The following is a 14,943-nucleotide window of genomic DNA, read 5'->3' on the forward strand; positions in this document are numbered from 1 at the left end:
CTCTGAATGACGTTCTTCCACTAACCACTAACCACTAACCACTAATCCCTGGCCCAAAATGCTGTTTCGTAATAAATTGATGCTGTGGTTTATGGCGCTGGTATTCACCATTCAGCTATGCCTGACGGCGTTCATTTATTACTACAGCGTGCGGGCGCGGGAGCTGCGCTTCTACCACCGCCTCGAAAGCAAGGCCGAGCAGACGGCCCACCTGCTCATCGGCCGGCTCGAACTGGACCCCGAGGAGCTGAGCAGCCTGCGCAAAAAGGACCTGCTGACCATGCACAACGAGCGCATCAGCATTTACGAGCCCGACGGAACCCTTGCTTTCCAGATCAGCCAGAAGAAAAAAGAAGATATTTCCAACGCCGATTCGGTGTATTTCGACCAGATTACCCGCCGCCAGCCCGCCCGGTTTCATCGGGGCGCGGTGGAGGTGCTGGGCATGCAGTACCGCCACCACGGCCAGCGCTACCTGATTTTTGTGGCCGGCCGCGACGAGTTCGGGCGGCGCGAGTTTGCCACGCTGCGGGCCATTTTGCTGGGCGGTAACCTGGGGGCGCTGGTGCTCATCATTGGGGCTTCCTGGCTTTTTGCGGGCCGCTTGCTGCGCCCGCTCACGCGCATGGTGGCCGAAGTGCGCGGCATCACGGCCAGCAACCTGCGCCAGCGGGTAGACGAGGGCAACCGGCGCGACGAAATTGCCCAGCTGGCCATGACCTTCAACGAGATGCTGCGCGGGCTGGAGCAGGCTTTTGAGGCCCACAAGAGCTTTGTGTCGCACGCCTCGCACGAGCTGCGCACGCCGCTGGCCACGGTGCTGGGCACGCTGGAAACGGCCGCCGCCTACGACCCCGACCTGCCCACGGCCCGTCGCAGCATGGAGTCGGCGGTGGAGGAAATTCAGAAAGTCATCGACCTGACCAACAGCCTGCTGGCGCTGGCTAAGGCCGAAGGCGCCGCCCCGGAAACCGAGCTGGTGCCCTTCGATGATGTGGTGCTGCGGGCCGTGGCCAGCTGCCGCGCCCGCTACCCCGGCCGCACCGTGCAGGTGGATTTTGGCCAGTGGCCCGACACGGTGGAGGTGCCCTTTGGCACCCGCGGCGACGAGCAGCTACTGCACACGGCCGTGCTCAACCTGCTCGACAATGCCTGTAAATACTCGGCCAACCCCGTGGTGGTGCAGCTGGACTACAGCCCCACCGGCCGGCTGCGGCTGCAGGTAACCGATACCGGCGCGGGCCTGCCGGCGCCCGAGCTGGCCCGCCTCACCGAACCGTTGTTTCGGGGCGAAAACAGCCGCGACCGGCCTGGTTTCGGCCTGGGCCTGCCCATCACCCAGAAAATTGTGCAGGCCCACGGCGGGCAGCTGCGCATTACGTCGAAAGTGGGGGAGGGCACGCGGGCCGAGCTGGTGCTGCCGGCCGTCTGAGGCCGGGCTGGTAGCCTTACCACCGGCCAACTTAAACCGGCGGGGTGCGTTGGAGGCGGTTGGTGCGCCGCGGTCTGATGCGCTGTTAATCTTCTTTTAATGTGGCACTCAGACGGCGTTAATACCGGAAAAGTAGTTTTGTGCTGTATTTTCTGTAGCCCGTTCATTATGGCCGCTCCTGTTACTCCTACTGGTTCTTTGCTTACCTGGCTGCTGGCCGGCGCGTTGGTGCTGTCGGTGGGCGTGAACCTGTACTGCCTCACGCCCGACTACCAGTCGGTGCGGCAGAACCGGGCCGACGCGGCCAGCGCTCTGGGCTTCTTCGACGACGATGACGACGACGAGGAACAGGACAGCGCCTGGACGGCCCTGCAGGATGAGCTGCACCGCACCCGCCAGCGCCTGGCAGCCTGCCAGCGCCACACCGCCGGGCCGGCGCCCACCGTTGCCGCTGCCGATACGCTGGCCCAGCGCTAAGCCATTAACCCACTTGTCTTTCTGTCAACCCGAACTCAACCGTACCTGGTATGTTTAACCCCCTGTATTTGCCCTTGGCGCTGCTGCTCAACGTGTGCACGCCCGCTTCCGATGCCGCGACCATAGCCAACACCGGGGCCAGCGCTACTGGTGCCTCCGTTACCGACCCTCCGGTGGCTTCGGGCCGTTTGGCGTATGATTTTAGCCGGCCCGAAGCCAGCTACACCATGCCAGGCGAGCTGGCCGAGCTGTCGGGCATTGTGCTGAGCGGCGCCGGGCAGCTGACGGGCGTGCAGGACGAAATGGGCCGGCTTTACGAGTACAGCCTGACCGATAAGCGCGTAACCCGCACGATTGATTTCGGCCCGGCCGGCGACTACGAGGACCTGGCCCGCGTGGGCGACGACTGGTTCGTGCTGCGCAGCGACGGCACGCTGTTCCGCCACTCGGCCAGCGGCACCAGGCAGTACGCCACCGGCCTCACCATTGAAAACAACGCCGAGGGCCTCACCTACGATGCCCGCTCGAAAACGCTGCTGGTCGCCTGCAAAGGCTCGCCCGGCGGCGACCTGACCGCCACCAAACGCGCCATTTACCGCCTCGACCCGACCACGTACAAAGTGCAGACGCCCGCCGCCTATGTGCTCGACGTGGACGCCATTGTGGCCTCGGTGCCGAAAACGGCCGAAACGGCCGCCGCACCTTCGGCCGACAAAAAGAGCAAGAAAGGCAAAAAGGGTAAGCACGCGGGCGGCCTGAAAGGCTTCGCGCCCTCGGCCGTAGCCGTGCACCCGGTTACCGGCCACGTATTCGTGCTGTCGGCCCGCCAGAATGCGCTGGTAGAGCTCGACGATAGAGGCGAGCTGCTGGCCGCCACGGAGCTGCCCGGCAACCTGTTTCCGCAGGCCGAGGGCCTGGCCTTCACGCCCGAAGGCGACCTGTACATTGCCACCGAAGCCGGCAAAAAGTCGGGCCAGGCGATGGTGCACCTGTTCCGGCAGCAGCGCTAAGCTAACCGGTTTTTCCCTGTCACACAACCACTTGATGTCTAAAACCAACCAACTGGCCGGCCTGAGCCTAGCCTTGCTGCTGCCGGGCCTGGCCTTCGCGCAGAACCGTCCCGCTGTCAACCCGGCCGGTGCTGCCTACGTAACGCCTACTTTCCGGCTGACGCAGGCGGCGGCCCTGGAGCTGGCCGTGCGGGCCCGCGCCAGAGCGGCCACGCTCAACCAGCAGGTGTCGGTGGCCGTGGTCGATGCCAGCGGCCAGACCATTTTGCTCAGTCAGGGCGATGGGGTGGGGCCGCACAACACCGAGGCCGCCCGCCGCAAAGCCTTCACCGCTTTATCCACCAAAACCCCCACGCTGCTGCTGGGCCGCAAGGCCCGCGCCAACCCCGACACCCAGAACCTGGCCAACCTACCCGAACTACTGCTGCTGGGTGGCGGCGTGCCGCTGCGCTACCAGGGCCAGGTAATCGGGGCGGTGGGCATAGCCGGCGGGGGCGGGGCCGAAAACGACGACCTCATCGGCCACGCGGCCAGTTTGCCCGAAGCGGGCATCAGTACTCCCTAACCCTTGGGCGGCCCGCGGCGGCCGTCTTTTTTTATTTCCTCCTCTGCTTTGACTTCCCCCATGAAAACCCTCCTGATTGCCCTGCTGAGTTTGCTGCCCCTGCTGGGTCTGGCCCAGCAAAAGCCGCAAACCCCGCCCGCTTACCAGCTCAGCACTCACATTCTCGACATTAATAAGGGCCTCCCCGCGCCGGGCGTAAAAGTGCGCCTGTCCAAGTTCAACTCCGCCAAAAAAGTGTGGGAAGTGGTAGCGGAAAAGCAAACCGACGACGCGGGCCGCATCAGCGACTTTCTGCCAACTGCCGGCCAGTCGGGCACGCAACAGGGTATTTTCAAGCTCACCTTCCAGACCAAGCCGTATTTCAAGGCCATGCAGCAGGAGTCGTTTTACCCCTTCATTGAAGTGGTGTTTGAGCTGACGAATGGCGCCCATTACCACGTTCCGATTACGCTGTCGGCGTTTGGCTACTCCACTTACCGGGGCAGCTGATTGGCCAAGCTGATTCCTTTTCTCCCTCTCTCTTGCTTCCGATTATGAAAAAGTACCTGCTTACGCTGCTCCTCGCGCCCGCCCTGCTGACCGGCTGCGAATCGACTAAAAACACCCCGACTACCACGCCCGACACCACTACCGGCATGAGCCAGCAAACCGATGGCATCCTCAACAAGCACTGGCAGCTGGTGGAGCTGGAAGGCCAGCCCGTGAAGCTGGTGGCCGGCCAGGAGCGCGACGCCTATTTCATGCTCACCGACAGCACCCGCGTGGTGGGTTTCGGCGGCTGCAACAGCCTCAACGGCTCGTACGAGTTGAATCAGGAGCAGATGCGCCTGCGCTTCACCAACGTGCTGACCACCCTGCGCGCCTGCCCCGGCACCGACTATGAGCGCGGCTTCCTCGACGTGCTCAACCAGACCGACAACTACACCATGCGCGGCGACATGCTGATGCTGAACGTGGGTCGCCGCGCGCCGCTGGCCGTTTTCCGCGCGGTGAAGTAAGGTTTGACTGCCGGGAGAAGAACGACCGTTCTTCTCCCGGCGAATTACCACTGATACCCCCCCGCAAGATGAACGTTTCACTGCTGCTGGCCGGACTATTATCGGCTGCCCCTTTGCTGACCGCTATGGCGCAAACCGACAGGAAGTACCCCACGGCGGCCGAAACGGACCCGCTGAAGCTGGGCTGGATGCAGGGCTCGCCGCCCCCGGCCGGCAAAGTGCTGCGCGTGAGCGACAACTCGGCTCTGCAGTGGCCGGCCCTGCGCTGGAGCGTGGTGCACATGCGCCAGCTGCTGCCCACCGTCGAGGTATCGCCGGGACTGGGGGCGCCTTCGCCGCTGCCAGTGGCGCTCGATGCCAACATTGATAAGGTGACGTTTCGACCCTGGAATGCCAGGCAGCCGATGACCTGGCAGGCTTCGCTGGCCGAGAACTACACCGACGGCATGCTGATTATGCACCGGGGCAGGGTGGTATACGAGCGCTACTCCGGCGCCCTCACGCCCACAAATGTGCACGCCGTGATGTCGCTCACTAAGTCGTTTACCGGCACGCTGGCGGCCATGCTGGTGGCCGAGGGCAAGCTCGACGAAACCCGCCTCGTGACCTTCTACGTGCCCGAGCTGCAGAAATCGGGCTTCGCCGATGCGACCGTGCGGCAGGTGATGGACATGACGACGGGGCTCAAGTACAGCGAGGAATATGCCGACCCCAAGGCCGAAGTGTGGCAGTTTTCGGCGGCCGGCAACCCCTTCAAACCCCACGACTACAAAGGCCCCGACGGCTATTACGCCTACCTAGAAACCGTGAAAAAGCAGGGCCAGCACGGCGAAGCCTTTGGCTACCGAACGGTAAATGCCGACGCGCTGGGCTGGATTGTTGCGCGTGCGGCCGGTAAGTCGGTGGCCGAGCTGCTGTCGGAGCGCATCTGGCGTAAAATCGGGGCCGAGCAGGCCGCTTATTACCAGGTCGATGACCTGGGGACGCCCTTTGCCGGCGGGGGCCTGAACGCGGGCCTGCACGATTTGGCCCGTTTCGGTGAGCTGATTCGCAACGAGGGCCGCTGGAACGGCGAGCAGGTGCTGCCTGCCGCCGCCGTGCAGGATATCCGCAAGGGTGGCAGCAAGGGGGCCTTCGCCAAATCGGGCCACCCCGAGCTTAAGGGCTGGTCGTACCGCAACATGTGGTGGATGACCGAGAATGCTCACGGCGCCTTTGCGGCCCGCGGCGTATACGGCCAGACCGTGTACATCGACCCGGCCGCCGAGATGGTGATTGTACGCCTGGCCTCGCACCCGGTAGCCGCCAACGCCGCCAACGACCCCACCTCACTGCCCGCCTACGAAGCCGTAGCCGAGTACCTGATGAAGCAGAAGTAAGCTGTCAGGCGCCCGGTTATCGTGCTGAAAATCTGACGAATCGACCATCATCCACCGTCGCTAGCAGCTTACGACTAATAGCTAAAATCGCAACCCTATGAATCCTTCCGACTTATTCGACCTGAAAGGCAAAACGGCCATCGTAACCGGCGGCGCCAACGGCATCGGGCTGGCCAGCAGCAAGATGCTGGCGGCGTTTGGGGCCAACGTCGTTATTGCCGACCTCAAAGCCGAGGCCGCCCAGCAGGCGGCGGCCAGCATTGCCAGCGCCGGCGGCACGGCCCGGGGCCTGGCCTGCAACGTCACCAACGACGACGAGCTGGTGAACTTGGTCGATAAAACGGTGGCCGAATTCGGCGCAATCCACATTCTGGTCAACAACGTGGGCGGCGGCGGCGCGGGCAAGGAAAGTCCGGAAGATATTACGGTCGAGCAGTTTGCGCGGGTTTTCCAGCTCAACGTGTTCAGCATGTGGCGCCTGTGCCAGCTGGTGGCCCCGCACATGGAGAAGGCCGGTTACGGCTCCATCATCAATATGTCGTCGATGGCCAGCATCAACCACAGCCCGGCCATCAGTGCCTACGCCTCCTCGAAAGCGGCCATCAACCACATGACCCGCAATCTGGCCTTCGACTACGGGCCCACTATCCGCCTGAATGCTATTGGGCCGGGGGCAGTGCGCACCGATGCGCTGGCCACCGTGCTCACGCCCGAAATTGAAAAGCGCATGCTGGCCCACACGCCGCTGCAACGCTTAGGCGAACCCGACGACATTGCCGGGGCAGTGCTCTACTTCGCTGCGCCCGTTTCTGCCTGGGTGAGCGGGCAGGTGCTGTTCGTGAACGGCGGCGGCGAGCAGACGCTCGACTAGCCGGCCGCCCGCCCGCTCTTCGTTTTCCAACCCGTTATTCCGGCCCGCCCTGCTTAGGGTGGGCCGGCGCTTACCGCATGAATTCTCCGACATCAACGACGACACTTACGCTGCTCCAGCTCAACGACGTGCACGGCTACCTCAACCTGCACCAGGAGGTGTTTCCGGGGCCGGAGGGGTTCACGTACCGGCCCTGCGGCGGCTATGCCCGGCTGGCTGCGGTGCTGCACGCGTGGCGCCGCCAGCACGCCAACTGCCTGCTATTTGATGGCGGCGACACCTTCCACGGCACCCGGCCGGTGGTGGAAACCCAGGGTGAGATTCTGCTGCCCGTGCTGCGCGAGCTGGGCATTGCCGGCATGACCGCCCACTGGGATTTCGCCTATGGTCCCGCGCACCTCAAGGCGCTGGTCAGCCAGCTCAACTACCCGCTGCTGGCCGCCAACGTATACGACAAAGCCACTGGCGAGCCGTTCTTCCCGCCCTACCAGCTTTACGAAACCGGCGGCCTGCGCGTGGGTGTGGTGGGGCTGGCCTGCCCGATTGTGGAGGCCAATATGCCCGCTCATTTCAGCGAGGGGCTGCACTTTACTGACGGCCACCAGGAGCTGCCGCGCTACATTGCCGAGCTGCGCGAACAGAAGCAAGCCGATGTAGTGGTGCTGTTGTCGCACTGCGGTTTCCCGCAGGATATGGCCCTGCTCAGCCGCCACGCCGGCGTCGATGTGTGCCTGAGCAGCCACACCCACAACCGCCTCTACGAGCCGGTGCAGGTGAATGGCTGCCTGCTGATGCAGTCGGGCGCGCACGGCTCGTTTGCCGGCCGGCTCACGCTGCAGCTTGAAAATGGCCGCGTGGTAGGCCACGAGCACGAACTGCGTGAAATAAGCGCCGACATTACGCCCGACCCGGTGGTGCAGGCGCTGGTCGACCACGCGCTGGCGCCCTTTGCCCATCTGCGCGAGGCTGTGGGCATCACCCGCGGGGCCCTGCACCGGGCCACGGCCGTGAATGCGCCCATGGACGATTTCCTGCTCGAAAGCCTGCGGTTTCGCGTGCCGGGCGCCGCCGTATACCTGGCCAACGGCTGGCGTTACGGCGCGCCCGTGCCGCCCGGCCCCGTCCGCCTCGACGACCTCTACGACATCAACCCCATGGATTCGGAAATTGAAACCGTGGAGCTGACCGGCGTCGAACTGTGGCAGCTGCTGGAGCAGAACCTCGAAAAAACCTACAGCCCCGACCCGCTCTGCCAGATGGGCGGCTACGTGAAGCGCGCCCTGGGCCTGAAAGTGTATTTCAAGGTAGAAAATCCGGCCGGCACCCGCGTGCAGCGCGTGTTTGTGGGCGACGAGCTGCTCGACCCCGCGCGGACTTATCAGGCTGTTTTTATCACGGTGCAGGCCGTGCCCGAGGGGCTGGGCCGCAACCGCCGCGGCACCGGCCACCATGCCGTGGCCGCCATGCGCGCCTACCTCGACCGGCACCGCCCGCTGGCCGTGGCCCAGCCCGAAACCTTTGTAGTAACTTGAGCAAGGCAAGCGCGCCGCAAGGCGCTATAGCCCTGTTTAATCCTTCATTTTTTGCTTTTCATCCATGAAACCTACCCCCACTACCTCCGGCCCCATCTACATCACCAAGGTCGACTACCAGCGCCTGCTCGAACTTGTGCGCCAGGAACGCCAGCAAACCGGCAACCGGGTAGTTGAGGGCCTGGAGCGGGAGCTGAAACGGGCCGAGATGGTGGACTCCTACGACGTGCTGCCCGATGTGGTGACGATGAACTCGCGGGTGCGGCTGCGCAACGTGGCCAACAACAGCACGCTCGAAATTACGCTCGTGTACCCGCGCCACGCCGATATCAAGGCCAACAAGATTTCCATTCTGGCTCCCGTGGCCACCGCCGTGCTCGGCTGCCGCCCCGGCGACACGGTGGTGTGGCCCATGCCCAAGGGCGAAGCCTCCTACCTGGTAGAAGCCGTGCTGCACCAGCCCGAAGCCAGCGGCGACATGGTGAGCTGATGCCGCTACTAAAAATCGAAAGTGAAAAAGCGAAAATCCATTCAGTTGACAGCGAAAATAGATTTCAACGCAGGCCTGCCCGATGCCCAGCCAAACCACTACGACTGATGCACAACTGCCATAAATAGCCTGGAACAACGCGCCGGAAATCCGGATTTCTGCTTTTTCACTTCTGATTTTTACCTGCAAAAATGTACGACTTTGCCGCCTTTGCGGAACCCGCTACCTGGGTGAGCCTGCTCACGCTCACGCTGATGGAAATAGTGCTGGGCATCGACAACATCATCTTCATTTCCATCATCGTCAGCCGGCTGCCGGTAGCCGAGCAGGCCCGCGGGCGCACCATCGGCCTGATTCTGGCCCTCGTGTTCCGGCTGGGGCTGCTGATGAGCATCAGCTGGATAATCGGGCTGCGCTCGGCGCTGTTCACCCTCGATTTGCCCTGGCAGGATGTGCCTTTTGGCGTGAGCGGCCGCGACCTGATTCTGCTGGGCGGCGGCCTGTTCCTGATTTATAAATCGACCACCGAGCTGCATACCAAGCTGCAGGGCGAGGAGGAAACGGCTGCCACCAGCGCCGGCTCGGCCACGCTGGCCCACGTCATCTTCCAGATTATTCTGGTGGACCTCGTGTTCAGTTTCGACTCCATCCTGACGGCCGTGGGCCTCGTGGACAACGTGCTGGTGATGATTGTGGCCGTGGTGGTGTCGATGGGCCTGATGCTGGCCTTTTCGGGCACGGTGGCCGATTTCGTCAATAATAACCCCACCATCAAAGTGCTGGCTTTGTCTTTCCTGATTATGATTGGCGTGATGCTGGTGATGGAAGCCGGCCACCAGGAAATCGAGAAAGGCTACCTGTACTTCGCCATGGCCTTCTCGCTGGTGGTGGAGCTGTTCAACATCCGGCTGCGCAAAAAGTCGCCCGCCGGCCCCGTGCAGCTCCGCGACCCCAACTTCGATTAAGGAGTTATTCCCAACGCCAACGGCCGCCTGAACCGGGTTCAAACCCCGTTCAGGCGGCCGTTGGCGTTGAACTGTGGCCACTCGGGCAGCCATAGTGGCCAGCCGAAATCAGCTTAGCCGAACACGAATACGAGCAGCGTAACCAGGCTGCTCACGGCCAGCAGCGCGTGCAAAGCGGCTACCGTGGTAGGCTTGGGTTTGTCGGGGCCGCTGGTAATGAACATATAGATGCCGCCCAGCGCCGTGACAATGAACAGGATAATGCTCAGCTTGGGGTAGGCTTCCGGGTGCGTAAAGGCGTAGTACAGCAGCACCAGCAGCCCCGAAACGGCCGCCAGCCCGTGGCTGTACACTACGGCTTTGGGCGCGTTCTTCTTCCGAAGCCAGGTGGTAAGAATGGTTGCGCCAAGCGTGGCGGCAACGACGAACAGAGCAATGCTGGCGTACAACATAGAGTGAGTGGGTTGGAGGGTATAGGGTCAGACAGTAAGGTGCTTACGGGAACCAGCTTCGGCGGTAGCTGAAAGCTGGGCCTTTGTGCGGATAATTTCTGCCAAAGCAAATACCCATACTGGCCTAATCAGCCTATGCGGCCCCAGTTCAGGCCAACCGGGCGGCAGCTGCGGCCAGCCACTGCCGGGCCGCAGCCATATTGGGCGCCGAATACTCGATGCCCCAGAACACGAAATCGGTGCCGCAGCCCACTGCCCGCTCGCAGTAGCGCGCCTCGTCTATTTCCCGCAGTACGCCGGCCAGATAGGCGCAGTCGGGCTGGTCGGGGGCGGGGAAGTGGACGTGCAGCAGGGCCGGTACCTGCGGCGGCCGGGTGTGGGCCAGCTGGTAGGCCAGCCCCTCGGCAAAATCGGTGGCGTAGGGCGGGCGCTCCGGCACCATGGGCGGCTCGGGCGGCCGTTGGGCGGCCTGCTGCTGCCGTTGCGCAATGGTGGCGGGTCGGGTCATGGGGCTGAGATGGTAGTGAGGAAGCTGTAGGCCCATGTCATCCTGAGCTTGCGAAGGACCTATACAGAAGCTAACATCAAATGATACCTTCTATATAGGTCCTTCGCAAGCTCAGGATGACAGACTTTCTAAACAGCTTCGAGGTAAGGTACTGCGAAAACCGGCTGCGAGTTGACGCTAAGGGCTGTTTGGTTTCAGGCTAAGTGGGAGGGAAGCGGCTTGAAATCTGCTTAAGCCAGACCTTTTATAGCGGATATATTTGTCCGGTATTGAATCCGGTCGTACCTTTGCAGCCTCATGGCAATGTTCTCCAAGGCGTGCGAATATGGTATCCGGGCTGCTATCTACATCGGGCAGCAGTCGGCCGACGGCGGGCGCCGGGTGGGCCTGCGCGACATTGCCACCGAAATCGACTCGCCCGAAGCCTTCACTGCCAAAGTGCTCCAGCAATTGGTGCGCGCCGGCCTCGTTACCTCGGTGAAAGGCCCCGCCGGCGGCTTCGCCCTGACTCCCGAGCAGCAGCGTACCGTTACGCTGCGGCAGGTGGTGCTGGCCATTGATGGCGGCCAGATGCTGCAGGGTTGCGCCCTGGGCCTCACGCAGTGCTCGGCCCGGCAGCCCTGCCCGCTGCACTACCAGTTCCTGCCCATCCGCGACCAGCTCAACGAAGTGCTGCGCACCCACACCGTCGGCGAGCTGGCCGGCAAGGTGCACGACGGGCTGGGCTTTTTGCGCCAATTCAGTTGAACCCTTTTTTTATGCAGATACCGGACAAAATCATCCGGTAATAACCTAATTTCCTTTCCTATGACTCCTGACCAAAAAGCCCTCGTAACCGCCACCGTAAGCACCCTACGCGAGCATGGGGTGGCCCTCACGACGCACTTTTACCGCCGTATGTTCGAGCACAACCCCGAGCTGAAGAACGTCTTCAACATGGGCAACCAGCAGAACGGCAAGCAGCAGATGGCGCTGGCTATGGCCGTGCTGGCCTACGCCGAAAACATCGAAGACCCCTCGGTGCTCGTGCCCGCCGTCACCAAAATCGGCCACAAGCACGTCAGCCTCGACATCCGCCCCGAGCACTACGCCATTGTGGGCCGCCACCTGATTGCCTCCATCGGCGAGGTGCTGGGTGAGGCCGCCACGCCCGAGCTGCTCGACGCCTGGGCCACCGCCTACAACGAGCTGGCCGGCCTGATGAGCAGCCTCGAAAGCGGCCTCTACCAGAAAGCGGCCAACCAGGAAGGCGGCTGGACCGGCTGGCGCCCCTTCACGGTAAAGCGCAAAGTAGCCGAGTCGGACGAAATCACCTCCTTCTACCTATACCCCACCGACGGCGGCCAGGTGGCCGACTTCCAGCCCGGGCAGTACGTGAGCCTGAAGCTGTTTTTGCCCGAGCTGAACCTGTTCCAGCCCCGCCAGTACAGCCTTTCCAGCGCCCCCAACGGCGAGTACTACCGCATTTCGGTGAAGAAGGAAGCCGGCAACCCGCAGCACCCCAACGGCATGATCAGCAACCGCCTGCACGATTTCGTGGAGGAAGGCGGCATCGTGGAGTTGGCCGCCCCGGCCGGCGACTTCATGCTCGACACCGCCAAGCCCACCCCCGTGGTGCTGGTGAGCGGCGGCGTGGGCCAGACGCCCCTGCTGAGCATGCTCGAACACCTGATTTCCACCAACAGCCCCCGCGAAGTGGTGTGGGTGCACGGCAGCCGCACCCCGCAGGTGCACGCCTTCCGCGAGCCGGTGGCCGAGCTGGCCGCCCGCCACGAGCAGGTGCAGCAGCACATTTTCTACGACAAGCCGGCCGCCAGCCCCGGGCAGGAGCAGGGCCACTACCAGGGCATCGTGGATTTGAACACCCTGAACGGTGGCACGCTGCTGCCCGCCGGCGCCGACTACTACATCTGCGGCCCCGCGCCCTTCATTCGCAAGCAGGTGCAGGACCTGGCCGCGCTGGGCGTTCCGCGCGAGGCCATTCACTTCGAAGAGTTCGGCCCGGCCACGCTAAGCGTGTAGTTGCCGGCTAAACCTTGCTTAACCGTCACCGCTGGGCCGTCCTGTTACTCGGGGCGGCCCAGTTGCGCGTTGATGAGGGGCGTTTTGGGAGCCAGGAAGAAACCGGTCAGGCTGGCGAACATAATCGGGATGAACTGGTGGAAGCCCGTCATGGTGGCCAGCAACACGGCCGTGCTGATGGGCGTGCGCGTAACGCAGGCGTTGATGGCCGCCATGCAGCTCACCAGAATCAGGGCCAGATTCTGCCCCGGAAACAGCTGGTCGAGTAGCAGGCCCGTAACGGCCCCCACGAAAAACAGCGGAATAATAAAGCCGCCGCGCCAGCCCGAGGTAACGGTGAAGGCAATGGCCAGCAGCTTAGCCGCCAGCAACCCCAGCAGAAACTGCAGGCTGAAAGGCTTTTCCAGTAACTGCTGCAGCTGGTCGTGGCTGAAGTAGCGCGACAGCGGCACGAAGTAGGCAATGGTGCCAATGATGAGGCCGCCGAGCAGCATTTTCAGGTAGATGGGCACTGACCAATGCTCGAAGCCCCGGCGCAGTCGCCGGACGATGAAGATGAACAGCCAGCCCACAGCCGTACCCGCCAGCCCATACAGCACGGCGTAAAAAGAGTCGTTGAGCGTGGGCGTGCCCAGCACCGGAAACGACCAGGTGGGCCCGATGCCGATATGGGTGATGAGCACGAACACCACGTAGCTCGAACAGCTGGCTACCAGCGCCGGCATCAGGGCCTGGTAATACTCGGTAACGTGCTTGTGGTGCAGAATTTCGAGGGCGAAGAGCGTACCGCCCAGTGGCGCGCCAAAAAGGGCCGTGAAGGCCGCCGCCATGCCCGCAATACTCAGCGAGCGGAGGTCTTCGCCCCGGATGCGTAGCTTGCGGGCAATCCAGGTGCCGGTCGAGCCCACCACCTGCACCAACGGGGCCTCGGGGCCGGCGCTGCCGCCGCTGGCAATGCACAGCAGCGACGAAAGTACCATCGAGGGGTTGTTGCCGGGCTCCAGCCGCCCGCCCTTAAAGCGGATGTTGTTCACGATGAGGTCCATCTCGCCCGGGTCGCCCAGCCGGTGGATAATCAGCCCGGCCAGCAGCCCCGCCGCGCCCATCAACGGAATAACCGACAGCCCCTCGAACCACGACAAACCGTGCAGCAGCAGCTCCAGCACCGTCCAGTACAATCCCGCAATCAGGCCGCCTATAATGCCCACGGCTACCCAAAGCAGGAATATCTTGCTGAATACAAAAGGATTAAAGCGCAGCGGCTGGTCGAGTTGCTGCCGCCACGCCAGCGCCCGGCGTCTGAGGGTAAAGTTCATGCGGGCAAAGGTACTGCAGCCAATACTTTCTTAGCTACTTGATAAATATAGTCACACAGTGAATCAGTAATGGAAGTTAATATCAGTTCCCTTTCTTTATATCTCTGACTTCTTGTTTAGTAAGACCTACGAGTTTAGCTATTTCGCCTACAGAAACCCCTTGACTTAAAAGTTGTCTTACTTTATATGGCTTTGTTTTGTCATTGTCTTTGAGAGTATTAACTTCTTCGCTTTCGCTGGAAGTAATCTCTTTGGATTGATCTTCTATATGAGTGTTATTTCTAAATAAAATTTCTTCGCTAGAATCAGATACCTCGGTTTTTAAGCTGCTCTCTTTAGTTGAAGATATAACGCTCTCTGCTATTATATCATCTTTCTTGTTCGCTATATCAGCAGAAGTACCAGACTCGTTTATAGCCGAATTTTGTGTATCTATACTTTTAGTGTTGATATTGTCGTTACTGCTTGAATATTCCTCATTCTGTATCTTCTGACGTAAATTTTCCTTGTCTTTCTTGCCAAATATGGCACTTAATATAAGCAGTGAAAAGACCGTAATAGCGAGATAAGTACCAACTCTTCCGGATAAACTTGCTTTGCTTTTACCAGAAGCGATATTTTTATTGGTCGTGTGTTAGATAAGTAGAAAGTACTATCTTGGGGTATGATCTACGAAGCTGTTGTTTGTCCGCATTGCCACCAGCCTGAACACGTGTACCGGCATGGGCGTACAGCCGATGGACGACAGGGCTACCGCTGCACGAGGTGTCGCCGCCGCTTTCAGCTACACTATCAGCACAAAGGCGCGGCGCCTGGCACGGCCGACAAAATTGAGCAGTTGGCCCTGAACGGCAGCGGCATTCGCGACACGGCCCGCGTACTGGGCATCAGCGCGCAAACCGTGATGGCGCAGCTAAAAAAAAGAT

At 61.8% G+C, this 14,943-nt stretch carries 17 protein-coding genes; 14 read left to right on the forward strand and 3 right to left on the reverse strand.

Annotation, left to right across the window (positions count from 1 at the left end; genetic code table 11):
• Positions 1–58 precede the first annotated feature (58 nt).
• The 11 genes from H145_RS0110190 to H145_RS0110240 all read left to right on the forward strand — a co-directional run bounded on the left by H145_RS0110190 (position 59) and on the right by H145_RS0110240 (position 9,719).
• On the forward strand, positions 59–1,432 hold the full coding sequence (locus tag H145_RS0110190; RefSeq protein ID WP_026351409.1) for a sensor histidine kinase: 1,374 nt from the start codon (positions 59–61) through the stop codon (positions 1,430–1,432).
• A 168-nt stretch (positions 1,433–1,600) separates the two neighbouring features.
• Entirely contained in the window at positions 1,601–1,909 is a 309-nt protein-coding gene (locus tag H145_RS0110195) for a hypothetical protein (protein WP_157541440.1), read from the forward strand.
• Positions 1,910–1,959: 50 nt separating this feature from the next.
• Entirely contained in the window at positions 1,960–2,919 is a 960-nt protein-coding gene (locus H145_RS0110200) for an SdiA-regulated domain-containing protein (RefSeq protein WP_019948049.1), read from the forward strand.
• A gap of 34 nt (positions 2,920–2,953) precedes the next feature.
• Entirely contained in the window at positions 2,954–3,484 is a 531-nt protein-coding gene (locus H145_RS0110205; protein WP_019948050.1) for a heme-binding protein, read from the forward strand.
• A gap of 60 nt (positions 3,485–3,544) precedes the next feature.
• Positions 3,545–3,973 (forward strand): hydroxyisourate hydrolase, encoded by a 429-nt coding sequence (gene uraH, locus H145_RS0110210; protein ID WP_019948051.1) that lies wholly within the window; start codon positions 3,545–3,547, stop codon positions 3,971–3,973.
• 44 nt (positions 3,974–4,017) lie between these two features.
• Positions 4,018–4,482, forward strand: a complete 465-nt coding sequence (locus H145_RS20830) for an META domain-containing protein (protein ID WP_019948052.1) — start codon at positions 4,018–4,020, stop codon at positions 4,480–4,482.
• A 68-nt stretch (positions 4,483–4,550) separates the two neighbouring features.
• Positions 4,551–5,861 (forward strand): serine hydrolase domain-containing protein, encoded by a 1,311-nt coding sequence (locus tag H145_RS0110220; RefSeq protein ID WP_019948053.1) that lies wholly within the window; start codon positions 4,551–4,553, stop codon positions 5,859–5,861.
• A gap of 97 nt (positions 5,862–5,958) precedes the next feature.
• Positions 5,959–6,732 (forward strand): glucose 1-dehydrogenase, encoded by a 774-nt coding sequence (locus tag H145_RS0110225; protein WP_019948054.1) that lies wholly within the window; start codon positions 5,959–5,961, stop codon positions 6,730–6,732.
• Positions 6,733–6,809: 77 nt separating this feature from the next.
• Positions 6,810–8,264, forward strand: coding sequence for a bifunctional metallophosphatase/5'-nucleotidase (locus tag H145_RS0110230; RefSeq protein ID WP_033426094.1), 1,455 nt, complete (start codon positions 6,810–6,812; stop codon positions 8,262–8,264).
• A gap of 64 nt (positions 8,265–8,328) precedes the next feature.
• Positions 8,329–8,754, forward strand: a complete 426-nt coding sequence (rnk, locus tag H145_RS0110235; protein WP_019948056.1) for a nucleoside diphosphate kinase regulator — start codon at positions 8,329–8,331, stop codon at positions 8,752–8,754.
• A 191-nt stretch (positions 8,755–8,945) separates the two neighbouring features.
• On the forward strand, positions 8,946–9,719 hold the full coding sequence (locus H145_RS0110240) for a TerC family protein (protein WP_019948057.1): 774 nt from the start codon (positions 8,946–8,948) through the stop codon (positions 9,717–9,719).
• A 113-nt stretch (positions 9,720–9,832) separates the two neighbouring features.
• On the opposite strand, the gene H145_RS0110245 is transcribed toward H145_RS0110240, so the two are convergent.
• Together H145_RS0110245 and H145_RS0110250 are read right to left on the reverse strand one after the other, a co-directional pair.
• Complete coding sequence (locus H145_RS0110245) at positions 9,833–10,171, reverse strand: hypothetical protein (protein WP_019948058.1); 339 nt, start codon at positions 10,169–10,171, stop codon at positions 9,833–9,835.
• Positions 10,172–10,319: 148 nt separating this feature from the next.
• Positions 10,320–10,679, reverse strand: coding sequence for a hypothetical protein (locus H145_RS0110250; protein WP_019948059.1), 360 nt, complete (start codon positions 10,677–10,679; stop codon positions 10,320–10,322).
• Positions 10,680–10,976: 297 nt separating this feature from the next.
• Between H145_RS0110250 and H145_RS0110255 the strand changes: the two genes are divergently transcribed.
• Both H145_RS0110255 and hmpA read left to right on the forward strand, forming a co-directional pair.
• Entirely contained in the window at positions 10,977–11,426 is a 450-nt protein-coding gene (locus tag H145_RS0110255) for an RrF2 family transcriptional regulator (protein WP_240471686.1), read from the forward strand.
• Positions 11,427–11,486: 60 nt separating this feature from the next.
• The gene (hmpA, locus tag H145_RS0110260) at positions 11,487–12,701 is read left to right on the forward strand and encodes an NO-inducible flavohemoprotein (RefSeq protein ID WP_019948061.1); all 1,215 of its coding nucleotides are present in this window, start codon (positions 11,487–11,489) and stop codon (positions 12,699–12,701) included.
• 44 nt (positions 12,702–12,745) lie between these two features.
• Here the strand turns inward: hmpA and H145_RS0110265 are convergent, their stop codons facing one another.
• Complete coding sequence (locus H145_RS0110265) at positions 12,746–14,017, reverse strand: chloride channel protein (protein ID WP_019948062.1); 1,272 nt, start codon at positions 14,015–14,017, stop codon at positions 12,746–12,748.
• Positions 14,018–14,681: 664 nt separating this feature from the next.
• Between H145_RS0110265 and H145_RS23715 the strand changes: the two genes are divergently transcribed.
• A partial coding sequence (locus H145_RS23715; protein ID WP_033426122.1) for an IS1-like element transposase occupies positions 14,682–14,943 on the forward strand: 262 nt, incomplete at its 3' end.

This window comes from Hymenobacter aerophilus DSM 13606 (assembly GCF_000382225.1).
In the GTDB taxonomy this organism is placed as follows: Bacteria; Bacteroidota; Bacteroidia; order Cytophagales; family Hymenobacteraceae; genus Hymenobacter; species Hymenobacter aerophilus.

Excerpts from the sequence above, each read along its gene's own strand:
- H145_RS0110190 (WP_026351409.1), top strand. The coding sequence starts at position 59 with ATGCTGTTTCGTAATAAATTGATGCTGTGGTTTATGGCGCTGGTATTC.
- H145_RS0110195 (WP_157541440.1), top strand. The coding sequence starts at position 1,601 with ATGGCCGCTCCTGTTACTCCTACTGGTTCTTTGCTTACCTGGCTGCTG.
- H145_RS0110200 (WP_019948049.1), top strand. The coding sequence starts at position 1,960 with ATGTTTAACCCCCTGTATTTGCCCTTGGCGCTGCTGCTCAACGTGTGC.
- H145_RS0110205 (WP_019948050.1), top strand. The coding sequence starts at position 2,954 with ATGTCTAAAACCAACCAACTGGCCGGCCTGAGCCTAGCCTTGCTGCTG.
- uraH (WP_019948051.1), top strand. The coding sequence starts at position 3,545 with ATGAAAACCCTCCTGATTGCCCTGCTGAGTTTGCTGCCCCTGCTGGGT.
- H145_RS20830 (WP_019948052.1), top strand. The coding sequence starts at position 4,018 with ATGAAAAAGTACCTGCTTACGCTGCTCCTCGCGCCCGCCCTGCTGACC.
- H145_RS0110220 (WP_019948053.1), top strand. The coding sequence starts at position 4,551 with ATGAACGTTTCACTGCTGCTGGCCGGACTATTATCGGCTGCCCCTTTG.
- H145_RS0110225 (WP_019948054.1), top strand. The coding sequence starts at position 5,959 with ATGAATCCTTCCGACTTATTCGACCTGAAAGGCAAAACGGCCATCGTA.
- H145_RS0110230 (WP_033426094.1), top strand. The coding sequence starts at position 6,810 with ATGAATTCTCCGACATCAACGACGACACTTACGCTGCTCCAGCTCAAC.
- rnk (WP_019948056.1), top strand. The coding sequence starts at position 8,329 with ATGAAACCTACCCCCACTACCTCCGGCCCCATCTACATCACCAAGGTC.
- H145_RS0110240 (WP_019948057.1), top strand. The coding sequence starts at position 8,946 with ATGTACGACTTTGCCGCCTTTGCGGAACCCGCTACCTGGGTGAGCCTG.
- H145_RS0110245 (WP_019948058.1), bottom strand. The coding sequence starts at position 10,171 with ATGTTGTACGCCAGCATTGCTCTGTTCGTCGTTGCCGCCACGCTTGGC.
- H145_RS0110250 (WP_019948059.1), bottom strand. The coding sequence starts at position 10,679 with ATGACCCGACCCGCCACCATTGCGCAACGGCAGCAGCAGGCCGCCCAA.
- H145_RS0110255 (WP_240471686.1), top strand. The coding sequence starts at position 10,977 with ATGGCAATGTTCTCCAAGGCGTGCGAATATGGTATCCGGGCTGCTATC.
- hmpA (WP_019948061.1), top strand. The coding sequence starts at position 11,487 with ATGACTCCTGACCAAAAAGCCCTCGTAACCGCCACCGTAAGCACCCTA.
- H145_RS0110265 (WP_019948062.1), bottom strand. The coding sequence starts at position 14,017 with ATGAACTTTACCCTCAGACGCCGGGCGCTGGCGTGGCGGCAGCAACTC.